This window comes from Pseudomonas sp. OST1909 (assembly GCF_015277575.1).
Taxonomy (GTDB): Bacteria; Pseudomonadota; Gammaproteobacteria; order Pseudomonadales; family Pseudomonadaceae; genus Aquipseudomonas; species Aquipseudomonas synxantha_A.
Genome location: NZ_CP063780.1, coordinates 4,258,995 through 4,275,100, shown reverse-complemented (window position 1 = coordinate 4,275,100; position 16,106 = coordinate 4,258,995). Strand labels below are relative to the sequence as shown.

Annotated in this window: 11 protein-coding genes; 3 read left to right on the top strand and 8 right to left on the bottom strand. The window is 61.3% G+C overall.

Annotated elements, in window-relative coordinates; translation table 11 throughout:
* Positions 1-38: 38 nt before the first annotated feature.
* From IH404_RS18400 to IH404_RS18380, 5 genes are all read right to left on the bottom strand, one after another.
* Positions 39-431, bottom strand: a complete 393-nt coding sequence (locus tag IH404_RS18400) for a 5-carboxymethyl-2-hydroxymuconate Delta-isomerase (protein ID WP_005789539.1) — start codon at positions 429-431, stop codon at positions 39-41.
* Positions 432-446: 15 nt separating this feature from the next.
* Positions 447-1,304, bottom strand: a complete 858-nt coding sequence (gene hpaD / locus IH404_RS18395) for a 3,4-dihydroxyphenylacetate 2,3-dioxygenase (protein WP_194438694.1) — start codon at positions 1,302-1,304, stop codon at positions 447-449.
* Positions 1,305-1,458: 154 nt separating this feature from the next.
* A complete protein-coding gene (gene hpaE / locus IH404_RS18390; RefSeq protein ID WP_032880382.1) occupies positions 1,459-2,919 on the bottom strand; it encodes a 5-carboxymethyl-2-hydroxymuconate semialdehyde dehydrogenase in 1,461 nt (486 codons plus the stop codon).
* A 5-nt stretch (positions 2,920-2,924) separates the two neighbouring features.
* Positions 2,925-3,695, bottom strand: a complete 771-nt coding sequence (locus tag IH404_RS18385; RefSeq protein WP_194438692.1) for a fumarylacetoacetate hydrolase family protein — start codon at positions 3,693-3,695, stop codon at positions 2,925-2,927.
* Positions 3,692-4,357: a fumarylacetoacetate hydrolase family protein gene (locus IH404_RS18380; RefSeq protein ID WP_005789534.1), complete on the bottom strand. Its 666-nt coding sequence runs from the start codon at positions 4,355-4,357 to the stop codon at positions 3,692-3,694. The genes IH404_RS18385 and IH404_RS18380 overlap by 4 nt, the downstream gene beginning before the upstream one ends.
* A 98-nt stretch (positions 4,358-4,455) precedes the next feature.
* On the opposite strand from IH404_RS18380, the gene hpaA reads away from it, so the two are divergent.
* Complete coding sequence (gene hpaA / locus IH404_RS18375) at positions 4,456-5,346, top strand: 4-hydroxyphenylacetate catabolism regulatory protein HpaA (RefSeq protein WP_194438689.1); 891 nt, start codon at positions 4,456-4,458, stop codon at positions 5,344-5,346.
* Here hpaA and IH404_RS18370 read toward each other — a convergent pair.
* Complete coding sequence (locus tag IH404_RS18370; RefSeq protein WP_194438688.1) at positions 5,273-6,742, bottom strand: efflux transporter outer membrane subunit; 1,470 nt, start codon at positions 6,740-6,742, stop codon at positions 5,273-5,275. The two genes, hpaA and IH404_RS18370, sit on opposite strands and share 74 nt — an antisense overlap.
* Positions 6,742-7,536: a helix-turn-helix transcriptional regulator gene (locus IH404_RS18365; RefSeq protein ID WP_078821783.1), complete on the bottom strand. Its 795-nt coding sequence runs from the start codon at positions 7,534-7,536 to the stop codon at positions 6,742-6,744. Before IH404_RS18365 ends, IH404_RS18370 begins: the two co-directional genes overlap by 1 nt.
* Positions 7,537-8,025: 489 nt before the next feature.
* Between IH404_RS18365 and IH404_RS18360 the strand changes: the two genes are divergently transcribed.
* On the top strand, positions 8,026-14,295 hold the full coding sequence (locus tag IH404_RS18360) for a non-ribosomal peptide synthetase (RefSeq protein WP_194438686.1): 6,270 nt from the start codon (positions 8,026-8,028) through the stop codon (positions 14,293-14,295).
* Positions 14,296-14,343: 48 nt separating this feature from the next.
* On the opposite strand, the gene IH404_RS18355 is transcribed toward IH404_RS18360, so the two are convergent.
* Positions 14,344-14,652, bottom strand: a complete 309-nt coding sequence (locus IH404_RS18355; RefSeq protein WP_005789528.1) for a hypothetical protein — start codon at positions 14,650-14,652, stop codon at positions 14,344-14,346.
* A gap of 463 nt (positions 14,653-15,115) precedes the next feature.
* Here IH404_RS18355 and IH404_RS18350 point away from each other — a divergent pair, with 463 nt between their 5' ends.
* Positions 15,116-16,057, top strand: a complete 942-nt coding sequence (locus IH404_RS18350) for a TauD/TfdA family dioxygenase (protein WP_242462616.1) — start codon at positions 15,116-15,118, stop codon at positions 16,055-16,057.
* Positions 16,058-16,106 lie beyond the last annotated feature (49 nt).

Sequence of the window (16,106 nt, the reverse complement as noted above, 5' to 3'; positions counted from 1 at the left end):
ACTTTTTGTCTGAGTGGCCGTGAGGGGAGGGCAGGTTTTTATCCCGCCGCGTTATTCAGGAACGCATGCACATTGTTCTGCTTGAAGTTGAGCTGTGGGTGCAACTCGACCATCTCGAACGACAGCGCCAACAACCGCTGCGCCTGCAATTGGGCGAAGTGCGCGGTGATCACCGCGAACACGGCTTCGGCCACCGCCTGGCGCGTGGCCAGGTCGCGGCCGTGGCCGACCTTGAGGGTCATGTGCACGAAGGCGTAGTCATGCTTGCCGTCGGCCATGCGCCAGGTGTCCAGGCGCACACCACGACTACGGATGCCGCCCAACGGAAACACGCCACTGTCGCCCAGCACGCGGTGGATTTTTTCAAACAGGCCAGGCAAATCGGCCTGAGGTTCAAGGTTGTCGGTGTACTCAGCGATAAAGTGCGGCATAGGTTTCTCCCAAAGCTACAGCGGGAAAATCGCGTTGATCTGGCCAGTGCCCGAACTGCCGAACGGCGGCGTGATGATCTCGGCCGGCTGGGCATAGTCCGGCCCACCCAGCAGGCCCAGGAGCATAGCGGTGTCGTGCATCTTGCCTTCGCCAAAGCAGTGTTCGGCGTAGTCCGGCAGCATCGCGCAGAACTCTTTGAAGCGGCCTTGCTTCCACATGTCCACCACATGCAGGTCCATTTGCTTATCGAATTCGCGGGTCCAGTTGTGGATATTCGCTTCAGCCTGGCGGTCATCCGAGAACCGATGGGACAGTGAGCCGGAGGCCAGCACCAGCACTTTTCGGTCACTCTTTTCGATCGCCCGGCGCACAGCGGCGCCGAAGGCAAAGCTGTCTTCCAGGCGATGCCAGGCGCACCAGGCAGCGATGGAAATCACCTTGAGTTTTTGATCCTCGGGCACGCCCATGTGCATGTAGCGCATGGGCACCAGCGTGCCGTATTCCAGCTCCAGGCTCGGGATGTTATGGGCCATGCTGCGCACGCCGGCCAGGTTGGCTTCGGCGGCGATCAGCTCGCCCAACTCGGGGCAGCCGGGGTAGGCGTAATCCATGTTCTTGATGAAGTGCGGCAGCTCGTTGCTGGTGTAGGTGCCCTGGAACTGCTCGCCACAGTTGACGTGATAACCGCTGTTGACCAGCCAGTGCACGTCGAACACCACGGCGGTATTGGCCCCCAGTTCGCGGGCGCGCCGGCCGATTTCCTTGTGCCCGGCAATCGCCGCTTCGCGACAGCCGTGATGTTTGCCGGGCAGTTCCGACAGGTACATCGACGGTACGTGGCAGATCTTCGCTGCCAGAACCACTTCGCCCATGATGATTCTCCTGAATAATTATTCTTGTAAGGCTTGTGAGGTCCCTGTGGGAGCTGGCTTGCCTGCGATTGCATCGACTCGGTAAGGCTGAAGGACTGCGGTGTCTGCATCGCGGGCAAGCCCGGCTCCCACAGGAGGCTTGTTTGATCCTGGGCTACACACCCCAGCGCGGAATGTGATGACTGCCCATGGAAATACACACGTTCTTGATCTCGGCAAATACTTCAAAGCTGTACTGGCCACCCTCGCGCCCGGTGCCCGAGCCTTTCACCCCGCCAAAGGGCTGACGCAAATCGCGCACGTTCTGGCTGTTGATAAATACCATGCCCGCCTCAATACCGCGCGCCAGCCGATGAGCCTTGCCGATGTCCTGGGTCCAGATATAGGACGCCAGCCCGTATTCGGTGTCGTTGGCCAGTTGCAGCGCTTCGGCTTCGTCCTTGAACGGGATGAGGCACACCACCGGACCAAAGATTTCTTCCTGGGCGATGCGCATCCGGTTGTTCACATCGGCAAACACCGTCGGCTGGATAAACTGGCCGCGGCTCAGGTGCGCCGGCAAGTTGGCCGGGCGCTCCAGGCCGCCGGCCAGCAGTGTGGCGCCTTCCTCCAGACCGATCTTGATGTAGCCGGTGACCTTGTCGTAATGGGCCTGGGTGATCATCGAGCCGACCTGGGTCTTGGGGTCCTGCGGGTCGCCCACGATCAGGCGCTTGGCCCGCGCCGCGAACTCGGCGACAAATTGCGGGTAGACACTTTCCTGAATAAAGATACGGCTACCGGCGGTGCACCGCTCGCCGTTCAGGGAGAAGATCGTGAACAGTGCGGCGTCGAGGGCGCGCTCCAGGTCGGCGTCTTCAAAAATCAGCACCGGCGACTTGCCGCCCAGCTCCATGGAGTACTTTTTAAGGCCCGCGGTCTGCATGATTTTCTTGCCGGTGGCAGTGCCGCCGGTAAAGGAAATCGCCCGTACATCCGGATGGCGTACCAGTGCATCACCAGCGGTCGCGCCGTAGCCCTGGATCACATTGAGCACGCCGTTGGGGATCCCGGCTTCCACCGCCAGGCGTCCCAGTTCATTGGCGGTCAGTGGCGACAGCTCCGACATTTTCAATACAGCGGTATTGCCCAGCGCCAGGCACGGCGCGGTCTTCCAGGTGGCGGTCATGAACGGCACGTTCCATGGCGACACCAACCCGCACACGCCTACCGGCTGGTACAGGGTGTAGTTGAGCATCTGGTCATCCACCGGATAACTGTGGCCGTCCATGCGGGTGCAGACTTCGGCGAAAAAGTCGAAGTTGTGCGAGGCCCGTGGGATCAGCACGTTTTTGGTCTGGTGGATCGGCAAGCCGGTGTCGAGGGTTTCCAGTTCGGCCAGGCGTGGCACATTCTGCTCAATCAATTCGCCGAGCTTGCGCATCAAGCGTGCGCGCTCCCTGGCCGGGGTGTTGGCCCACTTGGGAAACGCCTCCTTGGCCGCCGCCACGGCTTGCGCGACTTCATCAGCACCACCGCTGGCGACTTCGCCGATGGCCTCGCCGGTGGCCGGGTTGTAGTTGATGAATACGTCTTTGCTCTCGACCTCACGGCCGTTGATCCAGTGTTTGATCATGTTGTTCAAGCCTCGTTGACGGCGGAAAAAAACGCCGCCTCACTGACAATACGGTTGACCAGGCGGCCTACACCTTCGACTTCCACCACCACTTCATCGCCCGGCACCACATCGGCCAGGCCCTCGGGCGTACCGGTGGCGATCATGTCGCCGGGTTGCAGGGTCATGAAGCTGGACAGGTATTCGATGAGGTAGGGGATATCGAAAATCATGTCTTGGGTGCTGCCTTCCTGGCGCAGCTCGCCGTTGATCCAGGTGCGCAACTTCAGGTTGCCTGGGTCGGGCACATCGGCCACGTCGACGATCCAGGGGCCCACCGGGGTGGTGGCGTCGCGGTTTTTAACCCGCAGGTTGGGGCGGTAGTAGTTTTCCAGGTAGTCGCGGATCGCGTAGTCGTTGCACACCGTGTAACCGGCCAGGTAGTCCAGGGCGTCGGCGCGCTTGACGTTGCGCGCGGTCTTGCCGATCACCGCCACCAGTTCGCACTCGTAGTGCATATAGGCGACGTTGTCCGGGCGCCAGGTGACCTGGCGGTGGCCGGTGTAGGTGCCGACCGACTTGATAAAGGCCAGCGGTTCGGTCGGCGGTGTGAAGGCCAGTTCGGCGGCGTGATCGGCGTAGTTCAAGCCCAGGGCGAACATGTTGCCGGTGGCGGGCGGCAGCCATTGCACCTGATCTTCGGCAAGCCGCCGGCCATCGCTGAGGCGCACGCTGTGATCGTCGTCTACCTGCACGGCATGGATCTGACCTTCAAAACGGATACGTGCGCGCTTCATGCCAGTGCCTCCGCCTGAACGATATTGAGCAGGCGGCCGACGCCAGTGATTTCAACTTCAACGCGATCACCCGGCTGCACATCCACGCGGCCCTCCGGAGTACCGGTGATCAGCACATCACCGGGGTGCAGGGTCATGAACTCGCTGATCTCGGCGATCAATTGCGGGATATCGCGCACCCAACGGGCGGTGGAGTTTTGCTGGCGCAGCTCGCCATTGACGAAGAGCTTGAGGGCCAGCTCGTTGGGGTTGGCCACTTGATCCCGGGCAATCACTTGCGGGCCCAAGGCGCAAAACCCATCGCGGCATTTGGCTTTGACGGCAGGGCGGTAGTAGCTGTCTTCCGGCAGGCTGAATTCGTTGACCACCACATACCCGGCCACATGGGCCATGGCATTGTCCAGGCTGACGCGGCTGGCGCGTTGGCCGATCACCACGCCCAGCGCCGGGCCCGGTTGCAGGCGCTCGCCCGCAGGCTGCAGCACCGTGCCGCCATGGGCATTGCGGGTGTTGGGCGTCTTGATGAACAACACCGGTTTGGTTGGCGGCTTCCGGTAGGGCGCCTGCTCGAAGGCGGCGAGATGTTGGTCCAGCAGGCCCTGGTAGTTCAGCGCAACGCCGAACAGGGTGCCGCTGGCAACATCATGCAGGGTACGGCTCATGCGTTTCTCCTGGCGGTGACGACGGCTGCATAGGCAGTTCGTTAAGTTGTTAACGTTATAATTAATATGTTAACTACCGTCAAGCGTGGCACACTCCGATGGCATCACAACAACAAGAGGAGGGCGACGTGCAGCCGATTCCCAACATCAACCTCGGGCAGGTCTACGACCAGCGTTACAGCGACGCCGAGGTGCATTACGACAAGCTGGGCAACCTGGCAGGTTTTTTCGGGCGCAACATGGCTGTGCATCGCCATGACCGGTTTTTCCAGGTGCATTACGTCAAGAGTGGCGCGGTGCGGGTGTATCTGGACGACCGTCAGTACGTCGAAGCAGGGCCGATGTTTTTCCTCACGCCGCCCACGGTGGCCCACGCCTTCGTCACCGAAGCCGATGCCGACGGGCATGTGCTGACGGTGCGCCAGCAACTGGTGTGGGGCTTGATCGACGCCGACCCCAGCCTTGCCTCCGGGGCTGCGTGTGTCGCGCTGGGCGCCGACGCCGAAGGGCTGGACCAGCTTTTCGAAGAACTGTGCAACGAGATCAACGCCGAACGGGCAGGGCGCGCGGCCGCCCTCGACAGCCTGACGCGGCTGATCATGATCCGCCTGCTGCGCCTGTGCGCCCACGCCCTGCCGGCACGCCCGACGGCCCATGAAGACCTGCGCATTTTTCACCGCTTTAACGAACTGATCGAAGCCCATTACCTGGAGCATTGGCCGCTGGCGCGTTATGCCCAGGCCATCGGCGTGACCCAGGCGCGCCTCAATGAGGTGTGCCGACGCATCGCCGACCTGCCCTCCAAGCGCCTGATCCTTGAGCGCCTGATGCAAGAGGCCAAACGCCTGCTGTTGTTTACCGGCAACTCCGCAAATGAAATCTGCTACCAGCTGGGGTTCAAGGACCCGGCGTATTTCAGCCGGTTTTTCCTGCGGTATGCGCAGATGACGCCGGGGGAGTATCGGTTGCGGCAGTCGGCGTTGCGTTGACGCGCCACGCCCCACCCAACGCCGTATACAGGTTCACCTCCGCCACCAGCTGCGCCAGCCTGTCCACGATCAACGCCTGTTGCGAGCTGAACAACGCACGCTGCGCATCGAGGAACGTCAGGTTGCTGTCCACGCCGCTGCGGTAGCGGTGCTGGGCCAGGTCGTAATAGTTCTGGTTGGCGGCAACGAAATCCCGTTGCGCATCCAGTTGGTCGTTGAAGGTCTGGCGAGCGGCAAGGCCGTCGGCGACTTCCTGAAATGCGCTCTGGATGGACTTTTCGTACTGGGCCACCGTGATGTCCTTCTGCAACTTGGCGTAATCGAGGCTGGCACGCAGGCTGCCGGCGTTGAAGATCGGCAGGTTGATTTGCGGCTGGAAGGTCCAGGTGCCCGCGCCGCCCTTGAACAGCCCCGACAGCTCCTTGCTGGTGCTGCCGGCATTGGCCGTGAGGGTCACGGACGGAAAGAACGCAGCACGGGCGGCGCCGATATTGGCGTTGGCCGCCTGCAACTGGTATTCGGCCTGGAGGATATCCGGGCGGCGTTGCAGCAGGTCGGAGGGCAACCCGGCGGGGACGCGGGCGACCAGATCATCGGCCAGCGGGCGAGCGGGCAGATGCTCATCCACCGGGCCGCCCACCAGCAGCACGAGGTTGTTAAGGTCCTGGGCGACCTGGCGTTCATAGCGAGCGACGCTGGCGCGGGTGCTTTCCACTGCGGTACGGGCTTGCACCACCTCCAGCGCCGAAGCTTTGCCTGCGTTTTTGCTGCGGCTGGTCAGTTGCCAGCTATGGTCGTTGGCCACCAGGGTTTGCTCGGCCAGGGCCAGTAGTTCCTGATCGGCGCGCCAGGTCAGGTAGGCGTTGGCCACGTTCGCCACCAGGCTCAATTGCGCACTGCGCCGGGCTTCTTCGGTGCCCAGGTAAGTCAGCAGCGCCTGTTCGCTGAGGCTGCGCACGCGGCCGAACAGGTCCAGCTCATAAGCGCTCAGGCCCAAGGTGGCGGAATAGTTGGAGGTGATCGCCGATTTGCCGGTGCCTGTCACGTTCCCTGGCAATTTCTGACGCTTGCCGGCACCGCTGGCGGAGATCGCCGGGAACAGATCAGCGCGCTGTATACGATACTGCGCCTGGAACGCCTCTACATTCAGGGCGGCCACCCGCAGGTCGCGGTTGTTGACCAGGGCATCGGCGATCAATTGTTGCAGCGCAGGGTCGTGGAACAGCTGCTGCCAATCCGGATTCTGCGTCAGGTCGCCGGCCTGCGCCAGGCTGTACACGCCGCCTTGAGGATACTGCGCAGGCGTCGGCGCCGCTGGCCGCTGATACTCGGGGATCAGCGAACAGCCACTGAGCGTCCACGCCATGCCGACGCAGCAAAGCATCCGTTTGTTCATCAGGCGCCCACCATCCATTTGGCCAGGCCATGCCGACCGCTCACGCCCAGCTTGGCGGCGGCGCGCTTGAGGTAGGTTTCGATCGAGCTGTTTTTTACACTGAGTTTTTCCGCGATCTGCGGCACGGTGCCGCCGGTCAGCAGGCCGAGGCACACTTCCTGCTCGCGCGCCGAAAGGGTGATATCGCTCAGAGCCAGGCGCTTGTAGAACTCGCGCTGCAATTGCGATTGTTCCAGCAGGGTGTGGGCCGGCTCAGTCTCGGCGTGCGGCACCTGGCGCAGCAGTTGCGCGTGCCGCTCCATCAACGGCAACAGGGTGTCCGACAAGCACTTGAGAAACGACAATTCAGCCAGGGAAAACCCACGCTGGGTTGGCGGCCGGTAGAACGAAATCACACAGCGTCGGTTCCCTTGGCGCGATACCAGATTGCACTGGTGCGAACTGCCCAACGGGTGCGCGCTGTTGGCCTTGGCTTTCATCTGGATCAACAGCGGGTCTTGCATGCGCAGCATTTCGCGCATCAGCGGGTGGTCGTTCAATGGGTGCAGGGTCTGGGGTACAGACAACTCCTTTTTCAACCCGGCGCTGCCCAGCAGCTTGATGTCGAGCACGCGGTCGCGCAGCTCATCGAGCGTCCATTCGCTGAGGTCCACCAGGTGAATCGGCACCCATTTGTCCACCAGATGCAACATGTCTGCGGCGAAGCGTTCATGGCCGCTGTTTGAAATCAACTCGCCCATTTCGGCATAAAAATGCGGGCCCTGTGTGTCGCCAATACTGCGGGTCAGATTCATAGCCATCTCATCCTTGATGTCGAAAACCGTCTGCGGAGGCTCCGGGCTGCGGCGGGGCGATCCGTACTGCTTGAACGTGACTCGGCGTTCGAGATTTTATTTAGCCATATGGATTTGTCCTACGTATGTAGCGGAAACGCGGGACACAAGCTGCCATAAAATCTGCGTCATTATTCCGACGTTTCTGGTCAATAAAATCGGCAACGAACGCTCGCATGGTATTTTTAGGTTTAATTAACTGGTTGATATTTAAGGTAAAAGTTTAAATTCTTGCAGAATTTCAAAGTGCCAGCATCGGCCATGTATAGCCAATTTCCTACAGCGCTTTAATCGTTTCAGCAGTGAACGACCCGCCAAGCCCGTTCCATCCATTTGAATGTCCGGGTTTCGGGTGACAGACACCTGCGGCCCCCCATGCTCAAATCCGGCAAATTCGGCGTAATGGGCCACCCTGCGCGGCCAGTGCCTGACCCCCATGAGAAGGATCTTATGCAGTATTCCTCCCGCCAGCCGGCCAGCTTCCCCCTCACTGCCGCCCAACAGGACATTTGGCTCGATCAGATGCGCGTGGGCGATTCGCCGTTGTACAACATTGGTGGCTATCTGGATTTTGCCGGCCCGGTCGTGCCCGAACGCATGCAGCGTGCTGTCGCCCTGCTGGTGGCTCGGCATGATGCGTTGCGCACCCAACTGCATACCGACGCCAACGGCATGCCTGGGCAAACATTCGCCCCCGAACTGAGTGTGGAGGTGGTGGTTCATGATTTTTCCGTGCTACCCGATCCACCCGCGGCGACGCAAGCCTTGATGCAGGCACAGATGGCCCGGCCCTATGCCATGCACGGCGAACCGTTGTGCCGGTTTTTTCTGGTCAAACTTGATGATGACCACTACCGCCTCGGTACCCAGGCCCATCACCTGATTCTCGATGGTTGGGGCTTCGGCCAGTTGCTGCAATCCCTCGCGCAGTTGTACACCGCCCTGGAGCAGGGCCGGCACGTGGAGCCGTTCGCACCGTCCTATATCGACTTTATCGACAACGACCAGCGCTACCTGCACTCGGCCCGTTGCGCCCGTGACCGCGACTATTGGCTGGACAAGTTCCAGGTACTGCCCGAGCCACTGCTGACGCCCAAGCAAACCACCAAGGCGTCGAGCAACACCTTCCTGGAAGGGTTTGCGGTGGCGCTGCTCAACCGTATGGAGCAGGTCGCCAACCGCTGCCAGGCGTCGGCTTTTCATGTGTTGCTGGCGGCGATGTATGTGTATTTCACCCGCACCAGTCAACGCCGGGAATGGGTGGTGGGGCTGCCGATTCTCAACCGCTCCAACGCGCGTTTTCGCGCCACCGTCGGCATGTTTGCCCAGGTCAGTGCGGTGCGTTTTCAGTTCAGCGAGGGGTTGCCTTTTGGTGAGCTGGTGCGCGGCATACGCGATCAGCTCAAGCAGGATTTCCGCCATCAGCGCTTCCCGTTAAGCGAGATGAACCGTGAGCTGGGCCTGCGACGAACCGATCGCGGGCAGTTGTTCGACCTGTCGGTGTCGTTCGAGCAGGACGACCATGACCTGCGTTTTGGTCAGGTGCAGGCGCGTGCCATCAAGGTGTCCAACCACCATGAAGCATTGCCGATCGCCATTCACCTGCGCAGCAACCGCTACCAGGACAGCGCGTGGCTGCATTGCGTCTACAACGAGGCGTACTTCCAGCACGACGAAGTCCAGGCGATGGCGCGCGGCTTCACTTGGCTATTGGAGCAAGGGCTGGAAGACCCCTCGCTGCCAGTCGGTGAGTTTTCCATGCTGGCGCCTGAAGCTCAGGCTCGGCTGCTGCACTGGAACGCCACCGCGCAGCCCAACGCACTGCCGCAAACCTTGCACCGGCGGATTGAAGCGCAAGCCGCACACACGCCCGACGCCATAGCCGCGGTGTATCAGGGCCATCAGCTGACCTACGCCCACCTCAACCGTCAGGCCAATGCCCTGGCGCATCAACTATTGGCACACGGCGTACAGCCGGATGATCGCGTGGCCGTGCTGGCCCGACGCGGGCTGGACACATTGGCGGGGTTGTTGGCAGTGCTCAAATCCGGCGCCTGCTACGTGCCGCTGGATCCGGCCCATCCGGCTGAACGCCTCGACTACCTGCTGCAAGACAGTGCGCCTATGGCAATCCTGACCCAACAGGATTTGCGCCAGCGCTTGCCTGTCTCCACGGTGCCAGTGGTCGTGCTGGAGCAGGTCACCTCGCACATCGACAGTAACCCCGAGGTTGCGGTCTCGCCGTCGAACCTGGCCTATGTGATTTACACCTCCGGCTCCACCGGCTTGCCCAAGGGCGTGATGGTGGAGCACCACAGCGTATCGAACCTGGTGGACTGGCACTGCCGGGCGTTCGACCTGCACGCGGGCAGCCATACCGCCAGCGTCGCCGGCTTTGGTTTTGATGCCATGGCCTGGGAAGTCTGGCCGGCGTTATGCGTGGGTGCAACGCTGCACCTGCCACCGGCGCACGACGGCGCGGAAAATATCGATGCGTTGCTCGACTGGTGGCGCGCGCAGCCACTGGACGTGTGTTTCCTGCCCACGCCTGTGGCCGAATACGCCTTCAGCCAGCAGCGTGGGCATCCCACCTTGCGCACCTTGCTGATTGGCGGCGATCGCCTGCGCACGTTCACCCAGGCGCAGACATTTGAACTGATCAACAACTACGGCCCTACCGAAGCCACCGTGGTTGCCACCTCTGGAGCCGTTGAGGTGGGCCAGCCGCTGCATATCGGCGCGCCGGTCGCCAACGCCCAGGTTTATCTGCTGGATGCGCAACAACGCCCGGTGCCGATTGGCGCAGTGGGGGAGTTGTATGTGGGCGGCAAGGGCGTGGCGCGGGGTTATCTTAACCGTCCTGAACTGAATGCCGAACGCTTCCTGGACGATCCTTTCAACGGCGCGCGTATGTACCGCACCGGCGATCTGGCGCGCTGGCTGTCGGACGGCAATCTTGAGTACCTGGGGCGCAACGACGACCAGGTAAAAATCCGCGGTGTACGCATCGAGCTGGGGGAAATCGAATCGGCCCTGGCCGCCCACCCGGCGATCAAGGACGCGGTAGTGCAGTTTCGCCAAGGGCAATTGCTGGCCTGGTTTATCCCGCGTGAGCCAGTCGAGATCCAAACCCTGCGCGCCCATCTGCAGGCCTCGTTACCTGACTACATGGTGCCGGCGGCCTATGTCCGCCTTGAGGCGTTGCCCCTGACCGCCAATGGCAAGCTCGACCGCAAAGCCTTGCCCGCACCCAGCCAGGAAGCTTTTGTCACTCGCCGCTTCGAAGCTGCGCAGGCGGGTGTGGAAGCTACCCTTGCGCAGATCTGGGCCGAGTTGCTGCACGTGCAGCAAGTAGGGCGCCACGACCATTTCTTCGAGTTGGGCGGGCATTCGCTGTTGGCGGTGCAACTGGTGCAGCGCATGCGCCAGGCCGGTCTGCGTGCCGATGTGCAGGTGCTGTTCGGCCAGCCAACGTTGGCGGCGTTGGCGGCAGCGTGTGGCGGTAATGAAATGGCGGTGCCAGACAATCGAATTCCGCCGGGCTGTACGCATATCACCCCCGATCTGCTCGCCCTGGCCGAGCTGGATCAACCCAGCCTCGACCACATCGTCGCAAGCATCCCTGGTGGGGCAGCGAATGTGCAGGAAATCTACCCGCTGGCGCCGTTGCAGGAAGGCTTGCTTTATCACCACATCACCGATGCGCACGACCCGTATCAGCAACAGGCTCTGTTCAGCTTTGCGCGCCGCGAGCAGCTGGATGCCTTCGCCCACGCCCTGCAACAAGTGATCGACCGCCATGACATCCTGCGCACCAGCCTGGTGTGGGATGCCCTTGAACAACCGATGCAGGTGGTGTGGCGAAAAGCGCGGTTGCGGGTCCAACCGCTGCGCGAGCCGGCTCAACCGCTGGACTTGCGCCAGGCGCCGCTGATGGCCCTGGACTACGCCGAAGAACCTCACCATCAGCGCTGGATCGCCAGGCTGCGCTTTCATCACTTGGTCAACGATGCCACTTCGACCACCCTGTTGGTGGACGAGATCCGCGCCCATCTGCTCGGCCAACAGGCGCAATTGCCCGTGCCGGTGCCGTACCGCAATGTGGTGGCGCAAGCCCGATCAGCCGTGCGCCAGGCTGCGCACGAGGCGTTCTTTCGCCAGCAGTTGGCAGAGGTGGACGAGCCGACCCTGGCGTTTGGCGTGCAGGAGCGCCAGGCCAAGCGTGCCGAGACCGAAGAAGCCGAACGCCTGCTCAGTGACGCGCTCAACCTGCGCCTGCGCAGCCAGGCCCGCGCTCTTGGCGTGAGCGCCGCGAGCCTGTTCCACCTGGCCTGGGCCCAGGTGCTCAGCCGGGTGGCGAGCCGCGACGATGTGGTGTTCGGCACCGTACTGCTTGGCCGCTTGCAAGCCGGCGAGGGTGCCGAGCGGGCGTTGGGCATGTTCATCAACACCTTGCCGCTGCGCCTGCGCCTGGTCGGGCAAAACGTGGTGGATGCACTGCACGACACCCACACACAACTGAGCGCCTTGCTCGCACATGAACAAGCCTCCCTGGCGTTGGCCCAGCGTTGCAGCGGCGTGTCACCGTTGTTCAACAGTCTGCTCAATTACCGCCACACCTCGGCCGATCTTGAACTGAAACTGGTACCGGGCATGGCCTTGCTCAACAGTGAAGACATCCTCAGTTACCCGCTGATGTTGACGGTGGATGACGTGGCCAGCGGTTTCCGGCTCAAGGCCAAGGCGCCGCGCACCGTGGGTGCCGAGCGGGTGCTGAGCTACCTCGACACGGTGCTCAATGGCCTGGTGGATGCGCTTGAGCAGGCGCCGAAAATGCCGCTTCGCGACATACAGGTGTTGCCCGCCAGCGAGTTGCACACCCAGTTGTCAGGCTTCAACGCCACCGCCACGGACTACCCGCAAACCCTCACTGTCCAGGCGCTGTTCGAAGCCCATGCGCGGGACATTCCAGATGCCATCGCGGTGCAGGCCGGCGAGCAGCAATTGACCTATCGCGAACTCAACGAACGCGCCAACCAACTGGCCTTTCATCTGCGCGAGCATGGCGTAGAGCCCGACTCGCGGGTGGCACTGTGTGTGGAGCGCGGGTTGGAGCTGGTGGTGGGGTTATTGGCCATTCTCAAGGCGGGCGGTGCCTATGTGCCCCTCGACCCGAGCTACCCACGCGAACGCCTGGCCTACATGCTCGCCGACAGCCAGCCGGTGGCGCTGCTGGTACACGGCGCTACCCGCGAAGTGCCGGGCGAGGTTGCAATCCCCGTGATCGACTTCGACCACTGCACCTGGAGCCAGGCGCCGGCCGACAATCCGTCGGTACCGGGTTTGAGCATCGCCAACCTGGCTTACGTGATGTACACCTCGGGCTCCACCGGCATCCCCAAGGGCGTGATGATCGAACATCGCGGCCTGGGTAACCTGCTGCACTGGGGCTCGCAATTGTGCCCCGACGCCGCAGGCGGCGCCTTGTTGCAGCGCGCGCCATTCAGCTTTGACGGTTCGGTGTGGGAACTGTTCTGGCCATTGAGCAACGGTATGCGCCTGGTGCTGGCGCGGCCCGATGGTCATCGTGAACCTGCGTACCTGGCCCAGTTGATTCGCGAGCAGCACATCAGCGTGATCAAGTTTGTGCCGGCGATGTTGCAGCAGTTTCTTGAGCTGGACGAGTCGGCGCTGTGCACCAGCCTCACCGATGTGTTGTGCGGCGGCGGCGAACTGACCGAAGCCCTGGCCCGTGGCGTGCAGGCGCGCTTGCCCAAGGTGCGCTTGCACAACGTCTACGGCCCTACCGAGGCTACGGTCGACAGCAGCGCCTGGACCCTCGAGCCCGGCGCGCCGGTACCCGCGGTGCAACTGCCGATTGGCCGGCCGATCAACAATACCCGCCTGTACGTATTGGACGCCCATGACGCACCGGTCCCCATAGGCATCAGCGGTCAACTGCATATCGGTGGTGTGGGAGTAGCCCGCGGCTACCTGGGGTTGGAGCAGATGACTGCCGAGCGGTTTATCGACAGCCCCTTCGTCGCCGGTGACCGCCTGTATCGCACGGGCGACCTGGTGCGCTACCTGCCGGACGGCAATCTGGAATTCCTCGGGCGCAATGACTTCCAGGTCAAACTGCGCGGCGTGCGCCTGGAGTTGGGCGAAATCGAAGCGCGCCTGAGTGCACACCCGGCGCTGCGTGAAGTGGCGGTACTGATTCGCGATGAGCGCCTGGTCGCCTACTTCACCCTGCGCGGCCAGGCGCCGAGCCTGGAAGACTTGCGCGCCCATGTGCTGGAGCAACTGCCGGAAGTCATGGTGCCGGCCGCCTTTGTACAACTCGACGCACTGCCCCTGAACCCTGCCGGCAAACTCGACCGCAAGGCCCTGCCGGAGCCGGGCCTGGACGCGGTGCTCAGCCGTGCCTACGAAGCGCCCCAGGGCGAAGTGGAAACCTTGATGTCCGGCATCTGGGCCGACGTGCTGAAACTGGAGCGGGTAGGGCGCCACGACCACTTCTTCGAACTGGGCGGGCACTCGCTGCTGGCAGTCAACCTGGTGGCCCGCCTGCGCAAGGCCGGGCTGGAAGTGGACGCACGCACCTTGTTCAGCCAGCCAACCCTGGCGCAACTCGCCGCCAGAACCGTGGCGCAGGTCCAGCGCGTTGAAGTGCCGCAAACCGCCATTCCCGCCCTCAACCGCCGCCGCAGGATCTGAGGATTGGAATGCATTCAGTCTGGGAGGGGGCTTGCCCCCTCCCACATTCTACGGTGCTGCCTTCAAGGGCTTCATGCACTCGATAGAGCGATCCACTGTGGTTCTGGCAATCTCCAGCAAATGCCACACCGCCAGAATCTTCGCCCGCACGGGGCTGTCCAGCAGCTCGCTACAATCGAGCGCTGTCGCTGAGGCACTGTCGAGCAGGCTGGCGGTGTACAGCAACGCATCTTCAAAACTCAGATCGTCGTTGACGCTGTGAAAACCCTGCCTGGGCAGGTAATGGTCAATGGCGCGGTTGAACGCGGCACGGGTTTTTGCGGGGTCGAAGGGTGGGTCGGGTAAGACTTTATTCATGGTGTAGCTCCAACTGGTAGATAAGGAGCCGACCCCTTCGCGACTAAACGGAGGGTGGCGGCTGTACGCAGGTTAGTCGACCGGCCAGTTGGATCCGGCGCACCCGAAGGTGCCCTGCGCACAGCCACCATGAACAGGGTGACAGCTTGCGCACAACTGGAATCCGGGCGACTAAACCCGATCACTGATGAGCAGTGACGGATCGCAGACTAGCCACCGATTCCAACCGGCACAAGGCGGCGGGGATTGTCTCGGAAATGTCCTGCAATTTAAAGAGAGATGGCTTGCTGGCCCTTTACAAACCATGACAAAACTGCCAGCAGTGACAGCTCATATTTTGGCGTAGGAAAAATCTGTCATGACGAGCGTTGATGGCTACCCTGATGAGGTTTCGCTTTTTCGGACAAGGTTGAGCTTAGTTAAATGGAGGCTCTACTCACCACCGTAAAGGATTGCGATGAACATGGATGTCAGTCATTTTCGTCAAGAGGCAGCCAAAGTCAGACTTTCAAAAGCCGCATTTGATGAGTTGTTGTGCGCAAAGAATATAGTCGTGTCCAGTGGCCAAAATCATCGCTTCGATACAACACCTGCCTGCATCAATCCGCTTAGCTCACCCATCCTGCATGCGGAATTGAACAATATTCGAAACATGATTGACCATGAAACTCATGTGTTGATCTTGGATGGTTTTAAAGTCGATAGCCTCGCAGTCTTCAAATCACTTATTTGGACATTTGGCTCTTTGCTGGGAAAGCCAATGGTGCAGAATCATCTCGGTCATAAGGTTATTGAAGTATACGATCGGGGCGGTAAGAGTATTGAAGAGGGTGCCAGATACCACCAAACCCGGCAGGGTGCTTACGTACACAACGATGGTGTGAGTGACCCGCTACCTATCGACTATTTGATCTTGGCGTGTGGTCAGAAAGCACTGCTGGGTGGTGAAAGCATTCTGATTAATGCGAGCGCGGTCTACGCAGAGCTGATGACGTTTCCAGATGTACTGACACAGCTGAAATGCGATTTCTTTTTTGAGAATCGAGGCATGGCCGAGGATGAGACGCTGTTTAAAGCGCCCATCTTGAGTTTTTCAGACGCAGGCATTCCTTTGATCAGGTATTTTCGTGTCTACATTGAGTCGGCTCATCTGAAGTCTGGTGTCCCGTTGACCCTCGCACAAACTCAGGCGCTGAATATACTGGATGCTGTGCTCGACCAGTCTTCAGTCCAACATCGCATACTGCTTGAACCAGGGCAGGTATTGATTTCTGCCGACAACAAGTTCCTGCATACCCGCACGCATTTCATAGACAGGAATGTTCCCTGTGCGCAGATCAATGATGGTGAGCGGCTGAGCGATCTCAATCGCTACATGCTACGGATGTGGTTACGCAAGCCATGATGCCTGGCTTGCCCTGCATAACTGATTCCTCCCTGTTTTCAGCAAAAGC